At 65.5% G+C, this 12,307-nt stretch carries 12 protein-coding genes; 6 read left to right on the top strand and 6 right to left on the bottom strand.

Annotated features, from left to right (window positions below):
- Window positions 1-62 precede the first annotated feature (62 nt).
- A complete protein-coding gene (locus EB815_RS04985) occupies window positions 63-905 on the bottom strand; it encodes an ABC transporter permease (protein WP_056574354.1) in 843 nt (280 codons plus the stop codon).
- Window positions 902-1,735, bottom strand: a complete 834-nt coding sequence (locus EB815_RS04980; protein WP_056574351.1) for an ABC transporter ATP-binding protein — start codon at window positions 1,733-1,735, stop codon at window positions 902-904. The genes EB815_RS04985 and EB815_RS04980 overlap by 4 nt, the downstream gene beginning before the upstream one ends.
- A 310-nt stretch (window positions 1,736-2,045) precedes the next feature.
- On the opposite strand from EB815_RS04980, the gene EB815_RS04975 reads away from it, so the two are divergent.
- The 3 genes from EB815_RS04975 to EB815_RS04965 all read left to right on the top strand — a co-directional run bounded on the left by EB815_RS04975 (window position 2,046) and on the right by EB815_RS04965 (window position 5,497).
- Complete coding sequence (locus EB815_RS04975) at window positions 2,046-2,990, top strand: MurR/RpiR family transcriptional regulator (RefSeq protein ID WP_056574348.1); 945 nt, start codon at window positions 2,046-2,048, stop codon at window positions 2,988-2,990.
- Window positions 2,991-3,014: 24 nt separating this feature from the next.
- Window positions 3,015-4,805, top strand: coding sequence for a flavin-containing monooxygenase (locus tag EB815_RS04970; protein ID WP_056574346.1), 1,791 nt, complete (start codon window positions 3,015-3,017; stop codon window positions 4,803-4,805).
- Window positions 4,806-4,888: 83 nt separating this feature from the next.
- On the top strand, window positions 4,889-5,497 hold the full coding sequence (locus tag EB815_RS04965) for a CatB-related O-acetyltransferase (RefSeq protein WP_155772493.1): 609 nt from the start codon (window positions 4,889-4,891) through the stop codon (window positions 5,495-5,497).
- Window positions 5,498-5,512: 15 nt separating this feature from the next.
- Here EB815_RS04965 and EB815_RS04960 read toward each other — a convergent pair whose 3' ends face one another.
- Together EB815_RS04960 and EB815_RS04955 are read right to left on the bottom strand one after the other, a co-directional pair.
- Window positions 5,513-6,748 carry an amidohydrolase/deacetylase family metallohydrolase gene (locus tag EB815_RS04960; RefSeq protein ID WP_056574340.1) on the bottom strand — a complete coding sequence of 412 codons (1,236 nt, stop codon included), beginning with the start codon at window positions 6,746-6,748 and terminating at the stop codon, window positions 5,513-5,515.
- 31 nt (window positions 6,749-6,779) lie between these two features.
- A complete protein-coding gene (locus EB815_RS04955; RefSeq protein ID WP_056574337.1) occupies window positions 6,780-7,145 on the bottom strand; it encodes a RidA family protein in 366 nt (121 codons plus the stop codon).
- 220 nt (window positions 7,146-7,365) lie between these two features.
- On the opposite strand from EB815_RS04955, the gene EB815_RS04950 reads away from it, so the two are divergent.
- Window positions 7,366-7,851: a hypothetical protein gene (locus EB815_RS04950; RefSeq protein ID WP_056574333.1), complete on the top strand. Its 486-nt coding sequence runs from the start codon at window positions 7,366-7,368 to the stop codon at window positions 7,849-7,851.
- A gap of 23 nt (window positions 7,852-7,874) precedes the next feature.
- On the opposite strand, the gene EB815_RS04945 is transcribed toward EB815_RS04950, so the two are convergent.
- Window positions 7,875-8,930: a peptidase C39 family protein gene (locus tag EB815_RS04945; RefSeq protein WP_155772492.1), complete on the bottom strand. Its 1,056-nt coding sequence runs from the start codon at window positions 8,928-8,930 to the stop codon at window positions 7,875-7,877.
- Window positions 8,931-8,959: 29 nt separating this feature from the next.
- Window positions 8,960-10,351 (bottom strand): aminotransferase, encoded by a 1,392-nt coding sequence (locus EB815_RS04940; RefSeq protein ID WP_056574327.1) that lies wholly within the window; start codon window positions 10,349-10,351, stop codon window positions 8,960-8,962.
- Between the two features lie 254 nt (window positions 10,352-10,605).
- On the opposite strand from EB815_RS04940, the gene EB815_RS04935 reads away from it, so the two are divergent.
- Window positions 10,606-11,253: a TetR/AcrR family transcriptional regulator gene (locus tag EB815_RS04935; RefSeq protein WP_056574323.1), complete on the top strand. Its 648-nt coding sequence runs from the start codon at window positions 10,606-10,608 to the stop codon at window positions 11,251-11,253.
- The gene (locus tag EB815_RS04930; protein ID WP_056574320.1) at window positions 11,250-12,173 is read left to right on the top strand and encodes a LysR substrate-binding domain-containing protein; all 924 of its coding nucleotides are present in this window, start codon (window positions 11,250-11,252) and stop codon (window positions 12,171-12,173) included. Before EB815_RS04935 ends, EB815_RS04930 begins: the two co-directional genes overlap by 4 nt.
- The last annotated feature ends 134 nt before the right edge of the window (window positions 12,174-12,307 follow it).

The raw sequence follows: 12,307 nt of genomic DNA, 5'->3' as shown, positions 1-12,307 counted from the left end.
TCCCCTTTTGTTTGACGTCAGTTTCTTGTCGCCCGCCTCCCGGGCGCCGTCGATACCCTCTGCTATGCCTCCCAGCTCGCCCATTTCTTGCCGATGAGGAAGAACAGCACGTAGATCAGGATGCCGAGCGTCGACAGGATCAGCACCACGGCGAAGAACTGCGGCATCTGGATCATCGACGAATAGGTGGTGAGCCGGTTGCCGAGACCGAAGCCGCCGCCGACCATCTCGGCGCCGACGGCGGTGAGCAGGCCGAAGATGGCGCCGATCATCAGCCCGACCAGGATCATCGGCAGCGCCATCGGCGCGCGGATCTTCCAGAATATCTGCAAGGTGCTGGCGCCGTAGGAGCGGGCGAGCGCGATCTTGGCACTGTCGACGCGGCGAAAGCCGGTGGCGGCGTTGATCATCACCATCGGCCCGGCCGCCAGCGCCACCGCGATGATGCGCGGCGTGTAGCCGAAGCCGAAGCGCAGGATGAGCAGCGGCACCAGCGCCAGCATCGGCGTGGTGACCAGCAGCAGGATGTATGGCGCGACGATCTTTTCCGCGAAGGGGAACTGGGTGATGACGGCGGCCAGCACCAGGCCGACGACGGCGCCGATGGCAAAGCCGGACAAGAGCTCGACCAGCGTATAGCCGAGATGCGGCGCGATCAGCGGGAACTCGTCGAACAGCGCGTAGGCGATCGAGCTTGGCGGCGGCATGATGTAGAGCGGCACGTGGAACAGCCGCAGCGCCAGCTCGATGCCGCCGATGATGATCACCGCAACGGCGATGATGGCCGCCACTTCCTTGCCCGACTTGATGCCGGGTCCGCTGGCGAAGGCCGACAGATTGGTCAGGCTGACATCCTTGCCGTCGCCCGGCTTGGATTTGGAGAATTCGGGGATCGCGTCGCTCACGGCCTGATCCTCACGATCTCGGCGCTGGTGCGCTCCTGTTCCGGTGCCTTCGGCCTGGCGCGCTCGCCGACAATGTCCATCTTGATCCGGTTGGTGAGGTCGAAGACTTCCTTGGTCGCCATGATCTCCAGCGAGCGCGGCCGCGCGAACGGCACGCGATATTCCTTCGCGACCCGGCCCGGCCGGGCGCTGAGCACCACCACACGGTCGGAGAGAAAGATCGCCTCCTCGATGCTGTGGGTTATGAAGACGATGGTGGTCTTGGTGTCGAGCCAGATCTCCTCGACCAGCCGGTTCATCTCCTCGCGGGTAAAGCTGTCGAGGGCGCCGAACGGCTCGTCCATCAACAGCACCGAGGGCTTCAGCGCCAGCGCCCGCACGATCGCCGCGCGCTGCTGCATGCCGCCCGAAAGCTCGCGCGGGAACTTGCCGCCAAAGCCGTCCAGGCCGACCCGGTTCAGGAGATGCGCGATCCAGGCACGGTCCGGCTTCTCGCCCTTGATCTCGAAGGGGAAGCGGATGTTGGCGTCGAGATTGCGCCAGGGCAAGAGGTTGGCTTCCTGGAAGACGATGCCGATATCGGGATGCGGGCCGGTGATCGCCTTGCCGTCGAGCCGGATCTCGCCGCTGGTCAGGCCGTGCAGGCCCGACATCGACCACAAAAGCGTGGTCTTGCCGCAACCGGACGGGCCGACGATCGAGACGATTTCATTGGCTCGGATGTCCAGGCTGCAGCGGTCCAGCGCCAGCAGGTCGCCGGATGCCGTGTGATAGATCTTGGTCGCTGCCTGCACGCCAAGTTTCGGCGTTGTTGTCTCGCCCGCGTTCATCCGCCCCTCGGAGATTGCGCGATGATCCAATGGTCATCGGACTGCCAAAAATCAGTTTGTAACTATCCTACTTTGCTGTCAAGCGCTCGCGGTGATACCTGTATCGCCAAAACTCCTGTCCATCTGCAGTACTTTGTTTTTGAACGGTTTTCTTCGTCTTGAAATGCGTGTTGCTTTCCTACATACTCGGCGAAATGGATGCAAACATGCCTTGCGGCACGCAACGGTTGCAGCGTGGCCGGGCGCATGGAACGACAGCGTGCAAACATGTTAAGAGGTCAGGTCGAAAAGGGCAGGGAAGACCGACTTCATGACCGAAGCTGACAACAGGGAAGACAGCGCCTTGAGCACCGATCCGGAGGATCTCGAGCCTGTCCGGCGTATTCCCGACATCATCTCGCTGGTCAAGGATTCCTACGCCGAGCTGCGCCCGGCCGAACGCCGCGTCGCCGATGTCGTGCTCGACGATGTCAAATACGCCGTCGACGCTTCCAATGCGGCGATTGCCGAACGCGCCGGGGTGAGCGAACCGACGGTGACCCGCTTCTGCCGCGCCATCGGCTGCGAGGGGGTGCGCGATTTCAAGCTGAAGCTGGCGCAGAGCCTCGTCGTCGGCGCGCTGTACCTGGCCAAGTCGCCGACCGTCAGCAACGACAATGGCATGCCGTTCTGGAACGCCGTCTTCGGCGAGGCGCGCCGGGCGCTGCAGGAGGCCGAACGGCAGCTCGACCCGGGTGAGCTGCAGAAGGCCGCCGAGCTGATCGCCAAGGCGCGGCAGGTCACTGTCTTCGGCCTTGGTGGCAGTTCCTCGGCGCTGGCGCAGGAGACCCAGTATCGGCTGTTTCGCTACGGCATCACGGTCAGCGCCCAGTGCGACCCCTATCTGATGCGGATGACCGCCTCGACGCTGAAGCCCGGCGACCTGGTGATCGCCATTTCGGCGACCGGGCGCACGCGCGAGGTGATCGAGGCCGTCGAACTCGCCAAGCATTACCGCGCCAACGCGATCGCCGTGACCGCGCCCGACACTGATCTGGCCCGCGCCTGCGACGTCAGGCTCACGGTGGCGGTGCCCGAATATCCCGACACGCTGAAGCCGACGGCCTCGCGCTTCGCCTTCCTGGCGGCGATCGACCTGCTGGCGGTGGCCTCGGCCTACAAGCTCGACGGGTCCGCACGCGAGACGGTGCGCCGCATCAAGTACAACGCCCAGATCCACCGCACCGGCAAGGAGATGGAGCCGCTCGGGGATTAGTTCATTGCAGGAAGAGGGGAAGACATGCTCGAAACAGCACCGACGAAACAGGCAGCCGCGTGGCTCGAATCCCTTGCGCAGGCGCTCGCGGCCGGCGACGTGGCAGCGGCGGCCAACCTGTTCGTCGACGATTGCTACTGGCGCGATCTTCTGACCTTCACCTGGAACGTCACGACCATGGAAGGCCGTGAGGCCATTGCCGACATGCTCGCGGCAACGCTGGCGACGACAAGACCCACCGCGTGGCGGGTCACCGGCGAAGCGACTTCGGACGAAGGCACGATCGAAGCCTGGTTCACATTCGAGACCGCGGTGGCTTCCGGCCAAGGCATCATGCGCCTGCGCAACGGCCGCTGCCGTACGCTGTTCACGGCGATGACCGACCTCAAGGGATTCGAGGAACGCAAGGGCGCAGAGCGGCCGCTCGGCGTGCGCCACAAGGCCGACCCCGAACGCGAGACCTGGTCGGAGGCGAGGGCGCGCGAGACGCGCGAGCTCGGCGCCTCCGAGCAACCCTACTGCCTGGTCATCGGCGGCGGCCAGGGCGGCATCATGCTGGGCGCACGGCTGAGGCAGCTCGGCGTGCCCACCATCGTCATCGAGAAGAACGCCAGGCCCGGCGATTCGTGGCGCAACCGCTACCGCACGCTCGTGCTGCACGATCCCGTCTGGTACGACCATCTGCCCTATATTCCGTTCCCGGAAAACTGGCCCGTCTTCACACCCAAGGACAAGATGGGCGACTGGCTGGAAATGTACACGCGCGTCATGGAGCTCAACTACTGGGTCGCCACGAAATGCCTCGGCGCTTCCTATGACGAGGCAAAGAAGGAGTGGACCGTGGTCGTCGACCGCGTCGGCCGGCAGATCACGCTGAAGCCGAAACACATCGTCTTCGCCACCGGCGCCTATGGCCCGCCACGAAAGATCGACCTGGCCGGCGCCGATGAGTTCAAGGGCGAGCTGCTGCATTCCAGCCAGTATGCCAGCGGCGACAAGTTCCGCGGCAGACGTGTTGCGGTCATCGGCGCGGCAAGTTCGGGACATGATGTCTGCGTCGACCTCTGGGAAAGCGGCGCCGACGTCACCATGATCCAGCGCTCGCCGACCACCGTGGTCAAGTCGGATACGCTGATGGAGGTCGGCTTCGAGATCTTTTCGGAGAACGCGCTGGCGCGCGGCATCACCACCGAAAAGGCCGACATGATCGTCGCCTCGACGCCATTTGCCCTGGTGCCGAAGGGCCAGCGCGCGCTCTACGATGTCATCCGGGCGCGCGACGCCGCCTTCTATGACCGCTTGCGCGCCTCGGGCTTCGCCATCGATTTCGGCGACGACGAGACCGGCCTGCTGATGAAGGCCTACCGCACCGGCTCGGGCTATTACATCGATGTCGGCGCCTCGGACCTGATCATCGACGGCAAGATCGGCATCCGCAGCGGTATCGCCATCAAGTCGCTGACCAAACACGGCATTCTGTTCGAGGACGGCAGCGAACTCGAGGCCGACGCCATCATCGCCTGCACCGGCTACCAGTCGATGAACGAGAATGTGGCCGCGCTCGTCTCGCGCGAGGTCGCCGACAAGGTCGGGCCCTGCTGGGGTCTCGGCTCCGGCGTCAAGGGCGACCCCGGCCCCTGGCAGGGCGAGCTGCGCAACATGTGGAAGCCGACGGCGCAGGAAGCGCTGTGGTTCCACGGCGGCAACCTGGCGCTGTCGCGTTTCTACTCCAAATATGTGGCGCTGCAGATCAAGGCGCGTATGGAGGGGATCGCGACGCCGGTTTACGGGAAGCCGAGCAATTCCGGGCAGTGAGGCTGCCCGATCTCCTCCTCGTTGGGAGGAGCGATCGCCGAGCGGATGGGAGCGGCCTCTCAGAAGGGAGGATTTCCGCTATAGTGCCCGGCAACCCGGGGGAGGAACCGATGGGGCTGCTGAGAGGACTTCGCATAAAACTGGGATTGAAGAAGGACCCGTTGCCTCCGCTGCCTGGCGTCGAGATCGGTCGCCATACCTACGGTCTCAGCAAGAAATCGTTCTTCGTTCCGCGAGAAGACGTGCCGGTGCGCATAGGATCGTTCTGTTCGATTGGCCCGGATGTTCTCTTTATCTGCGCGGCCGAGCACCGCGTGGACACCGCGACCACCTTTCCGATCCAGTCTGTGAACGGCAAGATCCGCAACGGCGATGGAACCGTGGGCAAGGGGCCGATCACGGTCGGCCATGACGTGTGGATCGGCGCTCGCTGTATCGTCCTGAGCGGCGTCACGATCGGCAATGGAGCGGTTCTCGGTGCCGGCAGCATCGTCACCCGGGACATTCCGCCCTATGCAATCGCGGTCGGAAATCCGGCTCGCACCATGCGGTACCGGTTCGCACCCGATATCATCCTACGCCTGCAGTCGCTGGAGTGGTGGAACTGGAGCGACGACCTCATCCGTGAGCGGATCGAGCTTTTGACCGCGACAGGCATCGAGCGTTTCCTGAGCGTCGTGGGGGCGGCGTAACCACGCCGCGCGATCTCATTCGTGCCGATGCCCGAAATGCCGGGCGGCGACCTCGACATGCGTGTGGTTGGCATGCGGCTCGAAACGCTCGGTTTCGCTGGCATCGTTCGCCGCCTCGTTCGGCCACCAGGTGCCGCCGATGACGATGCCTTCCGAGACCAGCCGCTGATCGGCGACCAGCGAAGCGCCGACCGCGTCGACGAAGGTGAAGCGGCCTGGCCGCTGGCGGAGGACAGCGACGTCGCCGACGGTGCCGACCGCCAGCGTGCCGAGATCCGGCCGTGCGATCGCCCGCGCCGGCCCTTGCGTCGCGGCCCGCAGGACCTCGACCAGCGGCATGCCGAGCGCCAGGAGTTTCGACATGCAGACCAGTATGTCGAAGGCCGGCCCGTCGACGCAGTAAAGGTGCACGTCGCTCGAGATGACATCGGGCGCCAGCCCCTCGGCGAGCATGGCGCGGGCAACCTCGAAGTCGAACGAACCCATGCCGTGGCCGAGATCGAAGATCACGCCACGCTCCCGCGCCAGCCGCATGTCGGGCCGCACCGCGCCGGAGGCGAAGACCGGCGCGTTGGGGAACGGCCGGAAGCAATGGGTGAGGATATCGCCCCGCCGCAGGCGCGGCAGCACTTCCGAGCGGCCGGGCGGCGGCTCGTCTATATGCGCCATCAGCGGCAGGCCCGCCTTGTCGGCGGCCTCCAGGGCGAGATCGACAGGCGCGATGCCGCTGGTGCCGCCGGCATGCTTGCCGGAGCGGACTTTCACGCCGACGACCACGTCGGCGTGCTCGCGCGCGGCGGCAACCACCTCGCGCGGTTCGCATAGCCTGAGATCGCTGCACTCGCCGACCGACACGGTCTGCGAGAAACCGAAGATGCCGGCAAAGGAAATGTTGACATAGGCCAGGATGCGCACCCTGGAGCGCTCCATGACATGGCGGCGGAAGCCGAGAAAGTTGCCGGCGCCCGCACTGCCGGCATCGATGAAGGTGGTGGTGCCGCTCTTGGCCGCCAGCCGGTCGGCATCGACGCCAAGCGAAGTGCCGCCCCAATAGACGTGGCTGTGCAGGTCGACGAGGCCGGGCGTGACGATGCAGCCGGTCGCGTCGACGACCTGCGCGGCGCGATCCGCCGGGATGTCGGGGTCGATCGCCGCGACCCGGCCATTGGCGATGGCGACATCGCGCGGCGCGTCGAGCCCGGATGCCGGATCGATCAGCCGGCCACCCCTGAGCAGGAGGTCGAATTGCATGGGAAGACCCTCCGCTACGTGGCGTCCTTTATCAGGCCGGCCGGTAGGCGACCGCCTCGACTTCGATCTTGATGTCGATCATCAGCCGCGATTCCACCGTGGTGCGCGCTGGCGGATTCTTCGGGAAGTGCCGGGCATAGACCGCGTTGAAGGCGCCGAAATCGCGCGCGTCTTCCAGCCACACGGTGGTCTTCACCACGTCGTCCAGGGTGCAGCCGGCCAATGCCAGCGCTGCCTTCACATTGGCAAGCACCTGCTCGGTCTGCTCGGTAATGCCGCCCTTGACCACGATGCCGTCACCGCCGACCGGGACCTGGCCGGAGACATAGACGAAATCGCCGGCCCGCACGGCGGGCGACAGCGGCACATGGGATGTTCCAAAAGTCTGCTTGGGCAAGGGACGGCCTCCTCTGATCACGCGGCAGGGCACAAGGGCGGCACCCGCTTCGGCGCAGATTTACCGCGATCGGGCCGGTCCCGATAGGGTCCTTGTTGGAAAGCAACATTCTTCGAAATCCGTGTTGCTTTATTACAAGAGCGCTTGCATCGTGCGCGCTTGCCGGACGGCCTCGCGGCCGGTACGGACAGGTGCCTATGCGAGACCGGAGAAACCGCGGATGACTTTCGACAAGAACCCGTTCCCACCAGGCGACGCCGACCGCCACGCGCTGTGGGAAATGCTGGTGCGGCGCGACATCGACGCCTTCATCGGCCAGGACTGGTCCATGGTCGAGAATGACTTCGTCGCCGAAAGCTTCTTCGGCATGCATGCGCATTTCCTCGCCAACGCCGATGCCTGGCGGCTGCAGTTCCCGAGGCTGGAAATCTATCGCGACGAGTGGCTGCGCCAGGCCCGGGAGACGGCCGCGACCAAATTCGCCGAGCCGCTGCGCGAGGCGCTGTTTCGCGTCACCAATCTGCGCGACATCGATGTCGACGGCGACCGCGCCGTGCTGCACAAGAAATTCGATGGCTCCGTTGCCAAGGCGGATGGCAGCGTCGACCGGCTGAAATGGCAGACGCTGTACTTCTGCAGGAAGGTCGACGGAACCTGGAAGATCGCCGGCTTCGTCGGCTACATGCCTTATCCGCTGGGAGCCTAGACCCGGGGCGGATGAGCCGAACGCTATCGCCCAACCAGCACAGCGGCGCGGTAGGCCGGATTGCCGTACCAGGCCATCCGCTCAAGCTCCGCCGCGATGACCGGAAGGTCGACAACGTCCATCTTCCGTTCGAGCCGGTCAGGCTCGATCCAGGGATCGTTGAGGAAGTAGATGCCGTCGCCATGGCCATGGACGAGCACCCAGTGCGGGCAGGTGTAGCCCATCATCGGCGCCTGATCGATCAGCACCAGCGCCAACAGGCCGCGATCGAGCGCCTGCCCGATTTCCTCGATGACAAAGGCGCGCGTCTCGATCGGCAATGACGCGGCTTCGGCGTCGCGTTTGAAACCGGCCTGCACGAAGCGCATCAGCCCGCGCCTCTCCTCCGAGGCGGCACGGTCGAGGAAGATCGGCCCGGCGCTGCTCATGAACATTTCGACCTGCAACCCGCGCCGGTGCGCCGCCAGCGCCAGACCGTAGGGGTCGCAGCCGCCCGGGCCGCTCGGGCCGATGATGGTGGTGGCCTCGCGCCACAGCTCGACCTCCAGCGCCCGATCCGGCAACAAGGCCGGGTCGAGGCCAGCCATGGCCATGGCGAGCGCCGACGGTCCGCAGGTGAAGCCCGCCGTCTGCGGCCAGGACGGCGGTATACCCTCCGGCCGGCGCGTCGGCCCGGCGCCGATCCAGCGTTGCAGGAACCCGTCCTGGCGTTCCCATTGGCCGCCGATTCGCAGCGCCATATCCTCGTCGGCGCGCAGGCATCGCAGATCTTGCACAAGCGCCTCCGCCTCCAGCGCCTCCAGCAGGCACGGGCCGTCACCCGCGATGAAGCTGGCGGCGGACCAGTAGAGGGCAATGCGCATCATCGCCGCCGACGGCCGCCGCTGGCCGACCATGATCGCCTCCGGGCGGCCTTCCCTGTATCGCGCCACGCCGGTGACGCCGGCAATCTCCCGCAGGCCGGCCAGACGATCGCCGATCTCCGCCGGCATGGCCGCCGTGAGGTCCGCCCAGACGGATGCGTCAGCGGCTGTGAAGACTGTCACGCTGGCCCTGCTGGTCGGCAGCGAAGCTGGCATGGGGTCATCTCCGTTTGAAAATTGCAGTGTCATGATTTTAGCGGCAGCAGGCCTTCCTGTCGCAGCTGTTCCGTCACCACCTCCGTCGCTTCGCGCAGGATGGCGACCAATTCGTCGATCTCGGCCCTGGTGATGATGAGCGGCGGCGACATGATCACCATCGAACCCATCGGCCGCACCATGAGCCCGCGCGGCATGGTCTCGCGGATGATGCGCTGGGCGATCTGCCAGGCCTGCGGCGGCACGGTCCTGGCGTTCTTGTCGCTGACATATTCCACGCAGGCCATCAGGTGGCTGCCGCGCACGTCGCCGACGATCGGCGAGTCCATCAGCGGCTTCAGCGCGGCCTGGAAATAGGGGCCGACCTCGCGAACATGGGCGCAAATCCCCTCGCGCTCCATGATCTCCAGATTCTTCAGGCCGGCGGCGCAGGCGACCGGATGCGAGGAATAGGTGAAGCCGTTGGCGAAGATCCTGCCTTCGGTCGTTTCCGCGATCTGCCGGTAGAGGCGGTCGGACACCATCACCGCGCCCAGCGGCACATAGCCCGACGTCAGCCCCTTGGCGCAGGTGATCATGTCGGGCACGATGCCATAGACCGGTTCCGAGGCAAAGATCGCGCCGTTGCGGCCGAAACCGGTGACGACCTCATCCGAGATGTAGAGCACGTCATGGCGCCGGCAGACCTCCAGCGTGCGGCTGTGATACCCCGCAGGCGGCACGATGACGCCGCCCGAGGCCAGGATCGGCTCGGCAATGAAGCAGGCGACGTTCTCGGAGCCAAGCTCCAGGATCTTGTCCTCGAGCTCCTGCACCTTCTGATCGAGGAATGCCTCGGCCGACACGCCTTCCGGGCGCCGGTAGGGATTGGGCGCCGAGATATGGTGGATCGTGCCCTCGACAAGGTCGATCAGCCCTCGGTCGGACGGCTTGCCCGACAGCGAGGCGCTGAGATGCGTCGAGCCGTGATAGGCGAGATCGCGTGTGATGATGTGGCGCTTGCCGGGCCGTCCGGTGACATTGAAATAGAAGCTCGCCAGCCGCATCGCGGTATCGACCGCGGTCGAGCCGCCGGTGGTGAAGAAGACGCGGGTCAGGTCGCCGGGCGCGTAGGAGGCTAGCTTTGCCGCCAGCTCGATCGACGGCGTGTTGGAGAGGAAGCCGAACGGCGAATAATAGCAGAGCTTCTCCGCCTGGGCGGCGATCGCCTGCGCCATCTCCTTGCGGCCATAGCCGATGTTGACGCACCACATGCCGCCGATGCCGTCGATCATCCGGTGGCCGTTGCTGTCGCGGACATGGACGCCATTGCCCTCCTCCAGGATCAGCACCGGCTGCTCGCGGAAATCGGTCCAGGGATGGATCAGGTGGCGCGCGTCGAGCGCTGCGCGTTGGTCGTTGGCGAGGTCCTGCGGCGGCATGGCACGGCTTCCTGTTTTCCTGGCAACCGTTCCTGCGTTTCCGGTTGCGGCTGGCCGATAATCTCGTAGACTGATTGATCAGTCAATGATGATTGTGCCAGTGGACCGTCGCATGAGGGGCAGCGCCAACGCTCCCGAAAGGGAGATGGAAGGCCCACCGCCTCCAGTGATCGCCTGCACGCACGGCCATCCACCAAGCATTGCTTCGCCGGCCGAAAACCGGATACGAAACCACTCCAGGGAGAACGTCGCCATTGAGCAAGCCCGACAAGAAAAGCCGCGATGCCGAAAAGGTCGCGCGCCGGCGGCAAAGCCTGACCCAGGCGGCGATCACCGTTATCGCACGGAAAGGCCTGCCGGGCGTGACGCTGGCCGATGTCGCGCGCGAGGCCGGCTGCGGCTACGGCCTGGTCTCGTTCCACTTCGAGACCAAGGACCGCCTGCTTCTGGCCGCGCTCGACGCCCTGGTCGAGGAATACCGCGCGGCCTGGCATGCGCGCAGCGACGCCCATGACGATGCCGCGGCCAAGCTCGCGGCGCTGATCGATCTCGACCTCGGTTCCGATGTCACCGACGACAGGCACATCGCCGTGTGGACGGCGTTCTGGGCCGAAACCTCGCGCAACGCCGACTACCGGGCGCGGTTCAGCGAACTCAACAGGGCCTATCTGGCGCGGCTCGAACCGCTGATATCGGCCCTCGCCCAAAAGGAGCCGCCGGCCGCGGACTACCGGCTGGTCGCCGGCGGGCTGAGCGCCATTTTCGATGGGCTGTGGATCGAAAGCCAGGTTGGCGACGGGCAAGGCAAGACCGACTGGACGCGCGCCCGCGCCATCTGCTGGGCTTATCTCCGCGCCTTCTTCCCAAAAAGTTTCGGTACCGAAACGAGCCAACGGCCATGACCCTGCGCAAGCTGCTGCCCTCGCCCAATGCGATCTTCATGTTCGAGGCAGCCGCGCGCCATCTCAACTTCACCAGCGCGGCGCGCGAGTTCAACGTCACCCAGTCGGCGATCAGCCGCATGATCGCGCGGCTGGAAAGCCATCTCGACGTCAAGCTGTTCGTGCGTGCGCCGACCGGCATCGACCTGACCGATGACGGCCGCTTGCTCTATGGCGCCGTCGGCAGCGGCTTCCAGCAGATCGAGATCGCGCTCGACGATATCAGGGCGCGCCAGGGCGAGGCCGGAACGGTGACGCTGTCGCTGTCATCGGCCTTCGCCATGCACTGGTTCATGCCGCGCTTCGACCGTTTCCAAGCCAGCTTTCCCGGCATCGATCTGCGCTTCCAGCTGGTGCGCGGCGAGCCGACCGGCCCGATCGAGGATGTCGATCTCGCCATCCGCTATAACCAGCCGCCCAATGCCGAACAACAGAGCTGGGCGCTGATGGAAGAGGTCGTGCTGCCGGTGTGCAGCCCGTCCTACCTGGCCGAGCACGGCAGCCTCGACGATTGCAGCGATCTCAGCCGGCACACGCTCGCTCATCTCTCCGGCGCGCTGCGCATTCCCTGGCAGCACTATCTCGCGCAGTTCGACTATCCACAGCCGGTGGGCAGCCGCAGCCTGACCTTCTCCGACTACACGCTGGTCGTCCAATCGGCGATCAAGGGTCGCGGCATGGCGCTCGGCTGGTGGCATGTCGTGGCCCACGAACTGTTGCAGAAGGGCCTGGTCAAGGGCGGCAGGCATGAGTTGCGCACCGGCGACCACTATTACCTGGCGGCAACGGCACGGCGCCCGCTGCGCAAGCCGGCCGTGCTGGTGCGCGACTGGCTGCTCAATGAAATGGCCGTGCTGAAACGGGAAATCCTCACTGGCTGAACCGCCGATGGCCGCGTTTGCCCTTACCCCCATGACTGCAGGTCATCGCCTCGTGACTATTCGGAGCGTGCGCGAACGTTTCCCGGTTCTATAGTCGCCATCGGTCCGACAGCTCGCAAAACCAAAACCAGAGC

Origin of the sequence: Mesorhizobium loti (genome assembly GCF_013170705.1) — a bacterium.
GTDB classification, from domain to species: Bacteria; Pseudomonadota; Alphaproteobacteria; order Rhizobiales; family Rhizobiaceae; genus Mesorhizobium; species Mesorhizobium loti_D.
This window is presented reverse-complemented; position numbering and strand designations above follow the sequence as displayed.